The sequence below is a fragment of the Flavobacterium sp. TSSA_36 genome (assembly GCF_051547165.1).
Lineage (GTDB): Bacteria > Bacteroidota > Bacteroidia > Flavobacteriales > Flavobacteriaceae > Flavobacterium.
Genome location: NZ_JBPTTP010000003.1, coordinates 403047 through 419128, shown reverse-complemented (window position 1 = coordinate 419128; position 16082 = coordinate 403047). Strand labels below are relative to the sequence as shown.

Sequence of the window (16082 nt, the reverse complement as noted above, 5' to 3'; positions counted from 1 at the left end):
TGGCTTAATTGGTAGTTACCTTTTTTTATCCACCTATTATTTTGAAAAAAATAGGTATAGAAAATCTTTTTAATTTGTTCTTAAAATTAGTTCAATTCTAGCTGATGTTTTTTGTTCGCAAAGTAGATGTCAACATTGCTTTAAAAAAGGTAGTTACTCATTGGGAAAGCATAAAAAAAAGCTGCCTTGAGGAGACAGCTTTCAAAAAAAAAAATTTCTTTTAGGATGTTATTTTGAAACTATAGCATTGTTATCAAAGCTGCTTTTGTAAACTTCTAAATAAGCTTTTTTGCTTAAAACAGCCGTATTGCTTTTTACTTTAATGTCATGTTTTACTTCTTTTAGATTTGTTTTTACCACTAAAGTATAGTTACCCATCGGCAATTCGTCTAAATTATAATTTTTGATAATCCCATTTTGACCTTTTGCTTTTTCAGAAAAAATCAAATTATTTTCTTGATCATATATGGCTATATCGGCACTTTCAATTCCGTTCATTGAAAAGCTAATTTCATTTCCTTGACTGTTTTTTACATTTAGAAAAAAGTCTTTTTCAGTAGCAAAAGCTGCCACACTTGTCATGAATAAAGTCACGAATAAACTAAAGTATTGCATTGTTTTCATAGTATAAATTTTTTAATTAGAAGAGTCATTATTTATTTTGCTAAATTATAGATGTTTTAAAACTATCTAGTAATCAATATTTTCTAATGTATATGTTATTTTATCATTTATGAAAACGATATCTATGAATTTTTGGCAATTTAGTGTAATTTGTATAACTTTGAGTGATATCTAAAATTTTCTTTTTTATGAAAAAAATGGAGGCAACCTTAGAAGTGATAGCTCCTTCATATGGAAGTTCGTTTACAATTTTACAATTTGATGAAAATGCGAATAGCAAAGCCCATTTGTGGCATTACCATCCGGAAATTGAGATTGTCTATGTACGCGGAGGCTCAGGTAAGCGGCAGATAGGAAGTCACCTTTCGTATTTTACGGATGGGGATCTTATTCTTATTGGAAGTAATCTGCCTCATTGCGGGTTTACTAATGCTCAAACTGGGAATAAATCAGAAACGGTTATTCAATTCAGGCCAGAATTTTTGGGTCAGGATTTTTTTGATATTCCCGAAATGCTACCTCTATCAAATATGTTGCAGCAGGCTAAAGCTGGAATTGCTTTTACTGGCGAGACTAAGACAAAATTAGGAAAGCAAATTGAGAGAATGAATTTTTTGAATCCTTTCGAACGATTACAATTGTTATGGAAAGTGCTTTATGAAATGAGCACTTCCTCAGAGGGTTTGGTTTTAAATGCTGGCGGATTTTCATTGGAGTTGCAAGTACAAGATAATGATAGAATTAATGTGGTTTTTAATTATGTGAAAGATCATTTTCAAGAGCCCATTTTTTTAGTTGAAGTGGCTGATTTGGTCAGTATGACATTGCCTTCTTTTTGTAGATATTTCAAAAAAATCACCAACAAAACTTTTACCACGTTTGTCAATGAGTATAGAATAGTGCATGCCTCTAAGCTCTTGGCCGAAAAACCGATCAGTATTAATGAGGTTTGTTTTGAAAGCGGCTTTAATAATTTCAGTCATTTTAATAAATCATTTAAAGCCTACACTGGCAAAAGTGCTTCGCAGTACCGTAATGAATTAAAAACTATTCTTAAATAAGTGCATATTTGAGGTGTAACCATTTTAGTTTTGTAAATTGCTTTAAAATTTTTTTATATTATGAATCGATTCATTGTTGTTTTTATTCTTGTTTTTCTTGGTACACATGCTGTATTTGCTGCAAAAGTAGATACACTTCAAATCGAAAGTATAGCGATGCATAAAAATTATAAAGCCGCTGTGGTACTTCCAAATTCATATTCTAAAAGTAAAGCCGCCTACCCTGTTTTATATTTGTTGCATGGAGCTTATGGACATTTTAGTGATTGGTTACGAAATACACCTAATAAAAACCTAGTAAAAGACCTTTCAGATCAATACGATTTAATTATCGTAATGCCAGAAGGAGAAACTTTTAGTTTTTATTTAGATAGTCCTATCAATAAAGAAAGTCAGTTTGAAACTTTTATTACGAAAGAAGTAATACAAAAAGTAGATAAAACGTACAGAACAATTGCTGATAAACGAGCTAGGGCAATCACCGGTTTGTCAATGGGAGGGCATGGAGCGCTTTATTTATCACTAAAACATCCAGAGTTATTTTGTGCCGCGGGAAGCATGAGTGGTGTTGTGGATGTGGAAGTAATGCTAAATAGAGATGCGTCAGCTAAAATAAAACAGTTAATGCAAACGGTTTTTGGAACACAAAGTGATAATCCAGAAATTTTTCGAGCCTATTCTGTGATTCGAATGATTGACCTGTTTAAGGCAAATAAATTACCGTTGCTACTCGATTGTGGTGTGGATGATTTTTTAATCGAACCCAATAGAGAGCTGCATCGCAGATTAGTATATAGTAAAGTGCCTCACGAGTATACCGAACGTCCGGGGGCGCATACATGGGGCTATTGGGAAAATGCGTTACCGTATCACGTGTATTATTTTAGTAAAATTTTATCCAAAGAATAGATTATATCATTACGTTTGAAAAAAATGGTAAGGTTTTTGAAATAAACTGAATAGTAACTTAAAAAATTAACGAAAATGAAAAGAATAATTACATTATTTGCTGTTGTTAGTATGATGGCATTTTCAAGTTGTGAATCGGATAATAATTATGATGCTGATACAATAGGAGAAGTATTTGAGCTTAGAAATGTCAATTTTGACTATAATGCTACTGATGGTTTTAATATCTATCAAAAATTAACCCCACAAATTTTTCCATCTGATGTTATTTTGATTTATAGGTTAACAGGAACAATTAACGGTTCAACGCCTATTTGGCAATCAATTCCTAGAACATTATACACCGCACAAGGTGAACTAGATTATGATTTTGATTTTAGTAGAGAGGATTTTACGATTTACGCAGGAGGAAATTACAACCTTGCCTTAACACCTCAATTTTTAAATAATCAGACGTTCAGAATTGTAATTGTGCCGGCAGCTTTTTCAAAAAATATTAAAACTGAGGATTATTTTTCGGTAGTACAAGCTTTGAATGTAAAAGAGAATCAAGTGAAACAAATTCAATTGTAAATGAATCATACCTCAATAAAAAAGCGGTGTCTAGAGCACCGCTTTTTTATTGCTTTTTACTCAGTAATGTCGTTGTCTTTGTTAAGTTTTAAGGAGACGAAAACACCGGTAACAAGAGAGATGACAATAAAACTAAGAGAAGCCCACTCAGGAATTTCAATAAAATCATGAAGTAGCATTTTTAATCCGACAAAACTTAAAATAGCAATTAGGCTGTATTCAAGATAGCTAAATTTAGCTAGCATATTAGCTAAAAAGAAGTACATGGAACGCAATCCTAAAATGGCAAAAATATTACTGCTAAATACTAAAAAAGGATCTGAGGTTATGGCTAAAATTGCCGGAACACTATCAACAGCAAATAAAACATCCATCACCTCAATAACAATTAAAGCGACAAAAAGGGGAGTGGCATGGTTTTTTTCTTTGATTTTAATGAAAAAATGCTCTTTATCGGTTTGAGAAGTTAAGGGGATAATTTTGCCTAAAAATTTATAAACAAAAGAATTTTTAGGTTCAAATTCATCATCCTCGCCGCTAAACAACATTTTTATCGCTGTAAATAGCAAGAAGGCTCCAAAAATATAGGTGGTCCAAGCAAATTTATTGATAATAAGTACTCCAAAGAATATCATCAATCCTCTAAATAGTATGGCGCCCAAAATACCCCAAAACAGCACCCTGTGTTGGTATTTTTGGGGAATTTTGAAAGAAGCAAAAATGATAGCAATCACAAAGATGTTGTCTACACTCAAGGATAACTCAATTAGATAACCTGTAATAAATTTGATACTTGCTACCATTGGTTTCAAGCCAGTTGGGTTTTCAATGTATTCGTTTGCATACAACCAATAGATGACCCCAGAAAAAAGCATAGATAATGTAAACCAAATTAGTGTCCATTTGCTAGCTTCTTTAGTACTTATGATATGAGGCGTTTTATTGAAAACACCTAAATCAAGTGCTAAAATCCCCATAATCATAATAATGAAAAATCCCCAAACTATCATAGAATATTGTTTTATTGGATACAAATGTAGTTCAAGAGCTTCATAGAAGTGAAATTTTTTTTAAAAAAATCTGGTTTTCTTTCATCAGTTTTAAAACCAATACCTAATTTGAAAATTAAATATACTCAATTAAACTAGGTGTAAATTATGAAGTTGATAGATTTACATCATTAAATTATTAAATCATCATTTTTTGTGAGGTACCCTATAAAATACATAGGTAAAATTTCTGTGAACTAATAATTATTTTATATTTGCACTAAATAATAGGGGTTTAATAAATAATAAATAATCTTTTTATGTCTACATTACGTTTTCAAGCTTTAAAAGAAGCATCTACAAGAAAGCCAGTTAAATTTGAAGAAACCGATAGAAAATCAACTCTTTTTGGTTCCAATGTGTTTAATGACAAAGCAATGAAGCAATATTTGACTTCAGACGCTTATAAAGCAGTAAAAGGAGCTGTTTTGCACGGAACTAAAATTGATAGAAAAATTGCAGATTATATTGCAATGGGAATGAAAGAATGGGCTTTGGCTAAAGGTGTAACGCATTACACACACTGGTTTCAGCCATTAACTGGAACAACAGCCGAAAAACATGATGCTTTTTTTGAAACTTCTTACGATGGAAGTGATCCTGTAGAGAAATTTGGTGGAGCACAATTGGTTCAACAAGAGCCAGATGCTTCAAGTTTTCCAAACGGAGGTATAAGAAATACTTTTGAAGCAAGAGGATATACTGCTTGGGATCCAACTTCACCAGCCTTTATTTATGGTACCACATTATGTATACCAACTATTTTTATTTCCTACACTGGAGAAGCTTTAGATAATAAAATTCCATTGTTAAGAGCATTATCTGCCATGGATGAAGCGGCTACTGAGGTATGTAAATATTTTGATAAAAATGTTAAAAAAGTAACTGCGACTTTAGGGTGGGAACAAGAATATTTCTTAATTGATAAATCATTGGCTAATTCTCGCCCTGATTTGATGATGACAGGTAGAACTTTGTTGGGGCATACTTCAGCAAAAGGTCAACAATTGGATGATCATTATTTTGGTTCTATTCCTTCTCGTGCTTTAACTTATATGAGGGACTTAGAACAAGAGTGTATGTTGTTAGGAATTCCTGTTAAAACTCGTCATAATGAGGTAGCACCAAATCAATTTGAGTTAGCACCAATTTTTGAAGAAACAAATTTAGCAGTAGATCACAACTGTTTGCTAATGGACGTGATGGGTAAAGTGGCAGAAAGACATGATTTTAAAGTTTTGTTGCACGAAAAACCATTCAAAGGGGTTAACGGTTCTGGAAAACATAATAACTGGTCATTAGCAACAGATACGGGAGTAAACTTGTTAAGCCCAAGCAAAACTCCAATGAGCAACTTACAATTCTTAACATTCTTTATCAATACTATTAAAGCAGTAAATGATTATGAAGAATTATTAAGAGCTTCCATTGCTACAGCAAGTAATGATCACAGGTTAGGAGCGAATGAAGCGCCACCTGCAATTATCTCAGTTTTTATCGGGGAGCAATTAACAAAAGTTTTAGCAGAATTAGAAGGTGTAACCGCTGGAAAATTATCTCCTGAAGAAAAAACCGACTTGAAATTGAACGTTGTTGGGAAAATTCCAGACGTACTTTTAGATAATACCGATAGAAATAGAACTTCTCCGTTTGCCTTTACTGGAAATAAATTTGAGTTTAGAGCAGTAGGATCTTCTGCAAATTGTTCTAACGCTATGACTACTTTGAATGCGATTGTTGCGAAACAATTAAAAGATTTTAAAGTAGAAGTGGATGCTTTGATCGAAGCTAAAGACATGAAAAAAGATGATGCTATTTTTAATGTGTTAAGAGAGTACATCAAACAATCTAAAAAAATACTTTTCGAAGGAGATGGCTATAGTGAAGCATGGGCTAACGAAGCTGCAAAACGCGGATTGAGTAATTTTAAAACTACTCCTGAAGCATTAAAAGCAAGAGCGTCAAAAAAAGCGCTAGATTTGTTTAGTGAGTTGGCTATCATGAATCATGTAGAAGTGGAAGCCCGTTATGAAATTGAATTGGAAGAATACACTAAGAAAATTCAAATTGAAGGACGTGTGTTAGGGGATATTTCTAAAAACCACGTAATACCAACAGCGATTCGTTATCAAAATACTTTAATCGAAAATGTAAAAGGATTGAAGGATATTTTTGGCTCGGATTTCGAAAATGTGGCTAAAGAACAAATAATATTGATCAAACAAATTTCAGGTCATATCGAAGGAATCAACTCTAAAGTTGCTTTAATGACTAATGAAAGAAAAGTGGCTAATAACATGACAGACGCTCAAGAAATGGCTGAAGCGTATTGCAATAAAGTGAAGCCTTATTTTGAAGAAATTCGTAATCACTGCGATAAACTTGAATTGCTTGTTGATAATGAATTATGGACTTTGACAAAATATAGAGAATTGTTATTTACAAAATAGTATAGAGCTATTCACTAAAAAGAGGGAACCAAAATTTGGTTCCTTTTTTTTTAACGACAATAAATTTTTATTAATGAAATACTTACGTAATTATTACATCAAATTGTAGTTGGTCGGACTAGTTTCGCACTTTATCGAAAAGTTGTGTAAATGCTTAAAATACTGTCTTTTATATTTTTAATTTCTGCCAAATCCATACTATATTTGAAAAGCGAAAATAAACAAGACTTAATTTTTTAACAAAATTTGAATTGTTTTTTAGGAGAAAAGTAAATGCCCAAATTACTTTTTTTTGAAACCTACATCATAAATAGTATTAATAACCAATTAAATATATTTATCATGAAAAAAGTAATTTTAAGCGTCTTCGGATTGCTAGCAGTGAGTATGAGTTATGCTCAGAACACAAGTAATGTTTCTCAAACAGGAAACAGCGATTTAGCAAATGTTACACAAACTGGAAAAAATGAGTCCAAAATTAGCCAAAAAACAACGGGGACTGTTACAACAGCTTTAAACAACGATGCTGAGGTGAAACAAACCTCTTCTCTTTCAGGAGCTAAAAACACTTCAGACATCAAACAAAACGGTGATGGTAACAAGGCTAAAGTGGTTCAAAATGGTAATGGAAACGGTGCAACAATTGATCAGGGCGTAGGCTTTGCAGAAAATAATTTTGCCTACTCTAGCCAAAAAGGGGATGGTAACACATCAACACAAACTCAAAGATTGGACAATAACTATGCAACCGTTCAACAAAATGGTAATGGGAATACGGCTACTCAAAAACAGTATTCAACCAATAATAGTAGCGCTTCTGCAGCCGTAGCATCAGCAGGGACCAATAAAAACAAAGCCGAAATCTTTCAAGGAATCAATCCTGCTACTTATTTAGCTGTTGGTAACTTAGCAGATCAAATGCAAGATGGTGTTGGGAACAAAGGGTACATTTCTCAAAGCAATAAAGATAACAAAGCTTATCAAACACAAATGGGAGATTCAAATGATGCTAAAATTTGGCAAGATCAAATTGCAAATAATGGAATCACAGGAGGTTCAATACTAGGCAATGATTGGGCAAAACAAACACAAGACGGTGATAGCAATTCTGCAACTGTAGATCAAGGTTCAACAGGAAATCAATATCCTAGTGGTATTTTAGGTTCAGATGTTCCAGCTTCATTTGTTGGAGTAAACCCAATAGGAGGTCATCCAGTATTAAATCATGGTTTTAATCAAGCCGAACAATCACAAGAGGGAGATAAAAATATAGCTTATTCTTCTCAAGGTGGTTTCAAAAACAGTTCTAACCAAGTTCAAATTGGTAGCAAAAACGAATCTTACGGATTCCAATTTGGAGATAAAAATACTTTGAAATCAACCCAAAATGGATCAGGTAATAAAGAGTATGTTTTACAAGTAGGAGATTCTAATGCCTCTACTTTGATGCAAACAGGTAGCAACCATATGAGTACTGTGTTACAAAATGGAAACGCGAATACAAGTGTAGTTACTCAAAACTAAGAATATTTTATAAGCTAATAAAGAGAGTTGGTAACAACTCTCTTTTTATACTATTTACAGATGAGAACAATCGTAAGTGTAGTACAACTCAATTTAGTAGTTCTACTTTTTTTTGGTTTTAATGGGAAGCTGTTTTCACAATCCTTCACGGAGGATTTAGCAATGTCCTCGTCACAAAAAAATGTTTCCTTGTTTGTGAAATCAATCAAAGAAACGCAATCTCAACAAAACAGAATTGAAAATGAAGTGTCTATTGTACAAATTGGTAATTTGAATACTGCAAATGTAGTAAAAAGTAATCCAGCTTCTTTTTCAGCAGTTATTCTTCAAGAAGGACAAAATAATTCTATATTTTCTTATAAAGTTGCCAAAAATGTTAAGGTTCAAATGGAACAAAATGGAAATAATAATATGATATTCGATTATGGAAACAATAGAGGTATCGATGCTAATCAGCAATTTATACAAAAAGGAAATAATTTAAATATTATTTCGACGGGTCTAAATTCTATTTCAAAAGATATGACTATTCAACAAACTGGTACGGCCAGAACTATTTCTGTGATTAATTTATAACCTGTTTTTTTTTTCAAGCGTTTACGGATTTTAAGGACATTATTTCATCATGAAAAAGCATTTTTTTCTTGTTTTTGTTACTCTCTTTTTTCTTGCTCCTTGCATAGCACAAAATGCTGATGACTTGACTATAAAACCCAAAATATACTTTAAAGTTGTTGAAAATCTGCTGATGATTGAACCTACTCTTGAGAATTTAGAGGCATATAACAAAAGCTTCTCTTATAAAGTCACTGTTTTCAAAACGAATACCATTACTAAGAACTCGAGTAATAATACGCAAGAGGGTAGAGTGACCTTGAATAGGAATCAAAAAATCAACCTTTCCAAAGTGCAAGTCAACTTTAACGATACGGATGAAATTGTCATCTTATTGTTGATTTATGATGAAAAAACACAATTAGTTGGTAAAGATCGTGTTGTTTTTCAGAAGAAAATTGCCGAAAATCAACCGATTAACAAAGAACCAGACGGTATTTTGCCTATAGCAATTGTATCTAATGATACAAAAACAAAGTTTGGTGCTGAATTTTATGAATTTTTTTTTAACGCTTATAATAATTTAAAAATAAGAACAACAAAGATTGTTAAAATACAAGAAGAGCTTTCATTTGGGAGAACAAGTAGGATAATCGTCAGTGTCGATGATAATTCCATAGCTGAATTCATTACACAACCTGATGAAGATTTCTTGAAAGAAATGGCGGCTTATGTTGCCGATGAAGTGCTTACTTATTTTAAAAACTTAGCTAAACAAGAAAAATTTATAACACAATATTAATTAATTTAAAGAATGAGAGTTTATCTGTTACTTATTTCGCTTTTCGCTAGCAACATCATGCTGTCTCAAGACATGGTATACAAACCCATAAATCCCGCATTTGGAGGAGACACTTTTAATTATCAATGGTTGTTAAGCTCAGCAGAGTCTCAAAATAAATTAAAAGAAAAAGATCCTAACAATAAAACATTAACAGAATTAGAACGATTTAAAGAGAATCTAAACAGTCAAATTCTTAGTAGGATTAGTAGTTTGGCTTTAAATCTTCAATTTGGTAATGAAGGTTTGAAACCAGGATCTTATGTGTTTGGAAATTTAGCCGTTGATGTTACCACTACTCTTGAAGGATTATCTGTCAAGATATTGAACACATCCACAGGAGAGCAAACTGTTGTTTTAATACCTAAAAGTTAATTTATGAAGCACCTCAAATGGACCTACTTTTCATTATTTATTCTATTATCTAGTTGCCAAGCCTACTTAAACCAACCTGTAGGGGTAAAAAATGCAACATTCGGAGAAAACACTACAGCTACTATCAATCTAAAAAATTTACCTCCACCCAAAGAGCCTGTGGTAGTTGGGGTTTATAAGTTTAAAGATCAAACAGGACAATACAAACCTACAGAGAACGGAAGCTCATTTAGCACTGCCGTTACTCAAGGTGCCACTTCTATTTTAATTAATGCCTTAGAAGATTCCAAGTGGTTTACACCAATTGAAAGAGAAAATTTAGGAAATTTACTTAATGAGCGTAATATTATCAGGTCTACTCGGGAAGAGTTTAATCCTAATGCTAAACAAACTTTGACGCCTTTGTTATTTGCTGGAGTTTTACTTGAAGGAGGAATAATATCATACGATTCCAATATACTTACTGGTGGTTTCGGAGCAAGATATTTTGGTACAGGTGGGTCAGTTCGATACAAGCAGGACAGGGTTACTGTATATTTAAGACTGGTGTCAACATCAAACGGTAAAATTTTAAATACTGTTTATATTTCAAAAACAATTTTATCACAATCTGTAGATGCGAATCTTTTTAAATATGTAAATGTTAAAAGATTGTTAGAAGTAGAAACGGGTTTTACAAGAAATGAACCCATGCAGCTTGCCGTAACAGAGGCCATTGAAAAAGCAGTGGAGTCAATAGTAATTGAAGGATTGAAAGATAATTTATGGGAATCTAAAGCTCCGAAGAAAGTAATTGATGACCTCATTATTAACTTTGAAAATCAAAAAAAAATAGCTGAAGATGAATTATTATATGCCAAAGAAAGGAACCAAAAACGAGGTCGAATTGGACTAGAAATGGGCGGAGGCGTAACTTTAATGGATGGGGATTATGCCGATCCCGAAATAAGACCCTTAGGTCGTGGAGCAGCTAAGTTTTATTTTACACCACATTTGAGTTTTAGTGCCTCAGGAAATGTCTTTAAATTGGGGAATAAAAACAAGTTGGATGCAGGGTATGCCACATTAGATGCTAATTTAGAGTTTTTAGCATTGCCCTACAATTTTGTAAGTCCTCTATTTTACATTGGAACTGGTACGGGATTTAACTCTAAATTTGAAAATGTTCATCAAAAAATTCAATTTGGAGGCGGTCTAGAATATTTGTTTACAAACAATTTTGGTGTAAAGATTTTTGGAGAGTATAATATGACATTTACAGACAATCTCGATTATGTAACAAATGGTATTAGGGATGATTATTATTGGCGATTTGGTGTAGGAATGACTTATTATTTTCCTAGGAAATTAAAAATTAATAAAAAATAAAATCGCTAGTTGAGTCCTGGTTATTCACTTTTTGAAATTCAATTTACATGAAATATTTAAAATTTATATTGGTTGTTTTGGTTGCTTTTTTAGCAGCTTGTAATGAAGAGCAAATTCAAGATTCTGGCATTGGTACTATTAAAGGTCGGGTGGTAGATAAAGTAAAATTTGAACCTGTCGAAAATGTTAAGATTACGACTAGTCCGGCAACTAGTACTATTTTTACAGATAAAGACGGATATTTTGTTATTGCAGATGTTCCAACAGGGGAGTATTCAGTTCAAGCTCTTAAGGAGGGTTTTTTGGCGAAATTTGAACCCACAAATGTTACTATAAATGCAGTTTCCCAAGTGGTTTTTGAATTAGAAACTTCGAAATCAAGTAATAAAGCACCTGAAGTACCTACATTAAAAACGCCTTTAGATTTGGCAATCAATCAATCGATAAAGACAAAACTTACTTGGGAGTCAAAAGATCCGGACGCTGATGTATTAACTTATACCGTTACACTAAGAAATGGCGTTACGGACGAAATTATCACCTTTGACAATCTTAAAACAAACAGTGTTGATTTGGCTAATTTAAGCTACAGCACTAAATATTTTTGGCAAGTTTCGGTTTCTGATGGAATTAATAAACCTGTAAATAGTAGTGTTTTTTCATTTACAACGCTTAGTTTCCCCAATAGCAGATTTTTATTTGTAAAAAAAGTGAATGGAAACAATGTTATTTATGCGGCAGATGATGCTGGTAATCAATTACCGTTAACTTCTACTTCGCTCAATAGTTACCGCCCTCGCAAAAATTTGCAAGCTAATAAAATTGCATTTTTGAGTTCCGATGGCTCACAAAATCATATTTACACCATGAATATGGATGGTACGGCTGTGAAAAAAGTGACAAATTCAATACCTGTTGCAGGTTTTAATATGGATCATGTTGGTTTTAGTTGGAATAGTTCAGGTAATCAAATCATCTATCCAAATTTTGATAAACTATACCGTATTAACAGTGATGGAACGGGTTTAACGTCTGTTTTTCAAACACCAAATGGTAAATTTATTTCCGAATGTGTTTGGAGTCAAGATGGTAGTTCAATTGTGTTAAAAGTAAATAATAATTTAGGTTATGATGTTGAAATTTATGTGATATCTAGTTCTGGGGTTTTATTATACAATGTAATTTCAAACCTAAGTGGCGCAGTCAGTGGTTTAGATAGTAACGTTGATAATAGTCGTATTGTTTTTTCAAGAGATGTGAGTGGTTTCCAAAATCTAGAATATAGAAGTTTAGATGCCAGATTATTTATTTTTAATACGAGTTCGAAAACAACACAGGAAATTTTATCTAAAAAATTGCCAGGATTCAACGATTTAGAGGTGCGATTTTCACCTAATCAAGCCGAAGTAATTTTTGTAAATACTTCTAATGATGGAATTTCAAGTAGAAATATTCAAAAAGTTAATTTATCAGATTCAGATTCAAGGACCACCTTATTTTTAGGAGCTTCCATGCCTGATTGGAAATAATTACCATTTCATTTTTAATTTTGTTTTTAAAACCGATACGATTTTAGGATCTATCGGTTTTTTTATGTTCCAACTTCTGGTTTAAACCAAGAATTTAAAAAAACTGGTTATCTTTGCACCACATCAACACAAACTAATTTCATGAGTTCAGCTACTTCTAAAAGATATGCACAACGTGGTGTTTCGGCATCCAAAGAAGATGTGCATAATGCTATTAAAAATATAGACAAAGGTTTGTTTCCGCAAGCTTTTTGTAAAATTGTACCCGATTACCTTACCCAAGATCCTAATTATTGCTTGATTATGCATGCCGATGGTGCTGGAACAAAATCCTCACTAGCCTATATGTATTGGAAAGAAACTGGGGATATCTCGGTTTGGAAAGGCATTGCACAAGATGCATTAATCATGAATATTGATGATTTATTATGTGTTGGCGCTACCGATAATATTTTGCTTTCTTCCACCATCGGTAGAAACAAAAATCTAATTCCTGCAGAAGTTATTTCGGCCATTATTAATGGGACTGAAGAATTAATTCAGGAACTGGCTACTTTTGGAGTGACTATTCATTCTACAGGAGGAGAAACGGCTGATGTAGGCGATTTAGTTCGTACCATCATTGTAGATTCAACCGTAACCGCTCGTATGAAACGTTCCAAAGTAATTGACAATGCCAATATTCAAGCGGGTGACGTTATTGTAGGTTTGGAATCTTTTGGTCAAGCTACTTATGAAAAAGGGTACAACGGAGGAATGGGAAGTAATGGTCTAACCTCTGCCCGTCATGACGTTTTCGAGAAATACTTAGCAGCCAAATATCCCGAGAGTTTCGATGCCGCTGTTCCTTCAGACTTGATTTATTCTGGTCAAGTAAAATTGACAGATGCAGTAGAAAACTCACCAATCGATGCAGGTAAATTGGTCTTATCGCCAACAAGAACCTATGCGCCGATTATAAAGGCTATTTTAGATAAATATACCTCAAACGAAGTACACGGAATGGTACACTGTAGCGGAGGAGCACAAACTAAAATCTTGCATTTTGTCAATAATTTGCACATCATAAAAGATAATTTATTCCCAGTGCCACCTTTATTTCAATTGATTCAAGAGCAGTCCAAAACCGACTGGAAAGAAATGTATCAAGTATTCAATTGCGGACACCGAATGGAGTTATACGTGCCAGAAGCTATTGCACAGGACATCATTTCGATTTCAAAATCGTTTAATGTCGATGCGAAAATTGTAGGTAGAGTAGCAACTTCGGATGCCAAAAAACTAACCATCAACAGCGAATACGGTACTTTCGAATACTAAATTGTTTAAAAGTTTAAAAGTGTTTAAAAGTTTAAAATTGTTTAAAAGTTTAAAATTGTTTAAAAGTTTAAAATTGTTTAAGGAACTAGCGATTCGTTTTAAAAACAACTTTAATTTAAACAATTTTAAACAACCTCAAGCAACCTTAAACTATTTTAAACAACTTAAACAACTTAAACAACTTAAACAACCTTAAACAACCTTAAACTATTTTAAACTATTTTAAACTATTTTAAACAACCTTAAACTATTTTAAACAACCTTAAACTATTTTAACCCCTAAACCCCCTTCCCCTATGTACGAACTACTTTTTTGGCGCTATCAAGAGGGTATTTACCTCAATCATCATTTGGTTTACGAAGCCTTGGTCGAACAAGAAATCGTTGAGGGGTTAGAAGATTTACCTGTTGAGGTTATTCTCAATCGGTTGAATAGTGTGTTCGCTACTTGGGAAAAAATAGATGATAATAGTTGGAAAAACACCAAAGGCAAAGGCGCATTTCAGGTCAAAACTACACCGCAAAGCATTCAAATCGACTGCTACGGCACCGATGGGAAAACGATGAACCTATTGGCCGACACGCTCGAAGAGTTCAAATGCCCCGTTTACGATCCACAAATTCCCGTTCGCTACGACGAGTTCAACGAATAATTTTTAGGAGCTATTTCCAGCACTCCGTTACAAGTCCTCACAAAAAAAATGATTTTTCTATATTCTAAAAGGAGCTTCTTCCAGTCGCTCTTTTAGAACAATAAAAATCAATTTTTTTTGCTCCGGGCTTTCCACTACGATCTGGGCTAAGTAGGTCGCAACATAGTTTTGTTTATTTTTTATGGTTTTTAAGGTAGTTAAAACGTTTAAATTTTTATGATTGCCCGCTATGTGTACCACATTTCAACAATGGAACACGGATGACACGGATTTTTACTGATTTTCAATGATTTGTATAAAAAAAGATCTGTTTGAATCTGCGTCATCCGCGTTCCTTTTTATTATTGGTACAAGTAACGTATAGTCAAGTATTTTTTTATCTTTAAGACTAAATTTGTGATCATGAACTTTGATTTATTTTCCAACGCTATTTTAGAAAACGACCGAGTGCAATTACGCCCGCTAGAAATGGATGATGTTACTCATTTATTGCCCATTTCTTTGCATGAACCTGAAACTTGGGAATTCTCGTTAGTAAAAGCCGATGGGCAGGACAATCTCGAAAAGTATATTCAATTGGCATTGAAGACAAAGGAAACGCAGAAAGAATTTCCTTTTATCGTTTATGACAAACAATCGGGAAAATATGCAGGAAGTACTCGCTTTTATGATATCAATTTTGAATTCAAAACGCTGCAATTGGGTTACACTTGGTACGGAAAGGATTTTAGAGGAACGCGGCTCAACAAACATTGTAAATATTTGTTACTCCGCTTTGCTTTCGAGACTTTAGGTATGGAGCGTGTAGAATTTAGAGCCGATGCCAATAACAAACGCAGTATTGCAGCTATGAAGAGTATTGGTTGTACGGTGGAAGGTATTTTGCGAAGTCATATGCCAACTTATGAGTCAGAAGTTCGAAGAGATAGTATTATTTTGAGTATTTTGAAGGACGAGTGGTTCGATAAAGTGAAAATGAATTTGGAAAAGCAATTGTAATCTCTTTCCAAAAAGACACGATGTTTCTCTTTAGCCCCGATTGTAGTGGAAATCCTTATGGCCCGGGGTTCGGGCTATAAGATTGCAACGGAAAGCGGGACGATGCAGCCTGATAAAGCCTTTTGTATCTGCTCCTGATATAAAATAATTTGACAATCCGGTACTTGTACCAATAATAAAAATGGTACGCAGATGACGCAGATTTAAACGGATTTTTATATATAAATCAGCGAAATTCCGTACCATCCGTGT

Annotated in this window: 15 protein-coding genes; 13 read left to right on the top strand and 2 right to left on the bottom strand. The window is 33.3% G+C overall.

Annotation, left to right across the window (positions count from 1 at the left end; translation table 11 throughout):
* Nucleotides 1-228 precede the first annotated feature (228 nt).
* Nucleotides 229-624: a FimB/Mfa2 family fimbrial subunit gene (locus ACSVH7_RS08480; RefSeq protein WP_438066280.1), complete on the bottom strand. Its 396-nt coding sequence runs from the start codon at nucleotides 622-624 to the stop codon at nucleotides 229-231.
* Between the two features lie 188 nt (nucleotides 625-812).
* On the opposite strand from ACSVH7_RS08480, the gene ACSVH7_RS08475 reads away from it, so the two are divergent.
* From ACSVH7_RS08475 to ACSVH7_RS08465, 3 genes are all read left to right on the top strand, one after another.
* A complete protein-coding gene (locus tag ACSVH7_RS08475) occupies nucleotides 813-1685 on the top strand; it encodes an AraC family transcriptional regulator (RefSeq protein ID WP_438066279.1) in 873 nt (290 codons plus the stop codon).
* 60 nt (nucleotides 1686-1745) lie between these two features.
* Nucleotides 1746-2594: an alpha/beta hydrolase gene (locus tag ACSVH7_RS08470; RefSeq protein ID WP_438066278.1), complete on the top strand. Its 849-nt coding sequence runs from the start codon at nucleotides 1746-1748 to the stop codon at nucleotides 2592-2594.
* A 75-nt stretch (nucleotides 2595-2669) separates the two neighbouring features.
* Nucleotides 2670-3167 (top strand): hypothetical protein, encoded by a 498-nt coding sequence (locus tag ACSVH7_RS08465; protein WP_438066277.1) that lies wholly within the window; start codon nucleotides 2670-2672, stop codon nucleotides 3165-3167.
* 56 nt (nucleotides 3168-3223) lie between these two features.
* On the opposite strand, the gene ACSVH7_RS08460 is transcribed toward ACSVH7_RS08465, so the two are convergent.
* Nucleotides 3224-4177 carry a TerC family protein gene (locus ACSVH7_RS08460; protein ID WP_438066276.1) on the bottom strand — a complete coding sequence of 318 codons (954 nt, stop codon included), beginning with the start codon at nucleotides 4175-4177 and terminating at the stop codon, nucleotides 3224-3226.
* A 299-nt stretch (nucleotides 4178-4476) separates the two neighbouring features.
* Here ACSVH7_RS08460 and ACSVH7_RS08455 point away from each other — a divergent pair, with 299 nt between their 5' ends.
* The 10 genes from ACSVH7_RS08455 (at nucleotide 4477) to ACSVH7_RS08410 (ending at nucleotide 15830) form a co-directional block, all read left to right on the top strand.
* A complete protein-coding gene (locus ACSVH7_RS08455) occupies nucleotides 4477-6666 on the top strand; it encodes a glutamine synthetase III family protein (RefSeq protein ID WP_438066275.1) in 2190 nt (729 codons plus the stop codon).
* A 342-nt stretch (nucleotides 6667-7008) separates the two neighbouring features.
* A complete protein-coding gene (locus ACSVH7_RS08450) occupies nucleotides 7009-8190 on the top strand; it encodes a hypothetical protein (protein WP_438066274.1) in 1182 nt (393 codons plus the stop codon).
* A 60-nt stretch (nucleotides 8191-8250) separates the two neighbouring features.
* On the top strand, nucleotides 8251-8766 hold the full coding sequence (locus ACSVH7_RS08445; protein WP_438066273.1) for a hypothetical protein: 516 nt from the start codon (nucleotides 8251-8253) through the stop codon (nucleotides 8764-8766).
* A gap of 49 nt (nucleotides 8767-8815) precedes the next feature.
* Nucleotides 8816-9547: a CsgE family curli-type amyloid fiber assembly protein gene (locus tag ACSVH7_RS08440; RefSeq protein ID WP_438066272.1), complete on the top strand. Its 732-nt coding sequence runs from the start codon at nucleotides 8816-8818 to the stop codon at nucleotides 9545-9547.
* Between the two features lie 12 nt (nucleotides 9548-9559).
* Nucleotides 9560-9961, top strand: a complete 402-nt coding sequence (locus tag ACSVH7_RS08435; protein WP_438066271.1) for a curli production assembly/transport component CsgF — start codon at nucleotides 9560-9562, stop codon at nucleotides 9959-9961.
* A gap of 3 nt (nucleotides 9962-9964) precedes the next feature.
* The gene (locus tag ACSVH7_RS08430; protein ID WP_438066270.1) at nucleotides 9965-11329 is read left to right on the top strand and encodes a CsgG/HfaB family protein; all 1365 of its coding nucleotides are present in this window, start codon (nucleotides 9965-9967) and stop codon (nucleotides 11327-11329) included.
* 47 nt (nucleotides 11330-11376) lie between these two features.
* Nucleotides 11377-12858 (top strand): carboxypeptidase regulatory-like domain-containing protein, encoded by a 1482-nt coding sequence (locus ACSVH7_RS08425; protein WP_438066269.1) that lies wholly within the window; start codon nucleotides 11377-11379, stop codon nucleotides 12856-12858.
* Between the two features lie 141 nt (nucleotides 12859-12999).
* On the top strand, nucleotides 13000-14178 hold the full coding sequence (locus ACSVH7_RS08420; protein ID WP_438066268.1) for an AIR synthase related protein: 1179 nt from the start codon (nucleotides 13000-13002) through the stop codon (nucleotides 14176-14178).
* 296 nt (nucleotides 14179-14474) lie between these two features.
* Nucleotides 14475-14831, top strand: coding sequence for a hypothetical protein (locus ACSVH7_RS08415; RefSeq protein ID WP_438066267.1), 357 nt, complete (start codon nucleotides 14475-14477; stop codon nucleotides 14829-14831).
* A gap of 402 nt (nucleotides 14832-15233) precedes the next feature.
* On the top strand, nucleotides 15234-15830 hold the full coding sequence (locus ACSVH7_RS08410) for a GNAT family N-acetyltransferase (RefSeq protein ID WP_438066266.1): 597 nt from the start codon (nucleotides 15234-15236) through the stop codon (nucleotides 15828-15830).
* The last annotated feature ends 252 nt before the right edge of the window (nucleotides 15831-16082 follow it).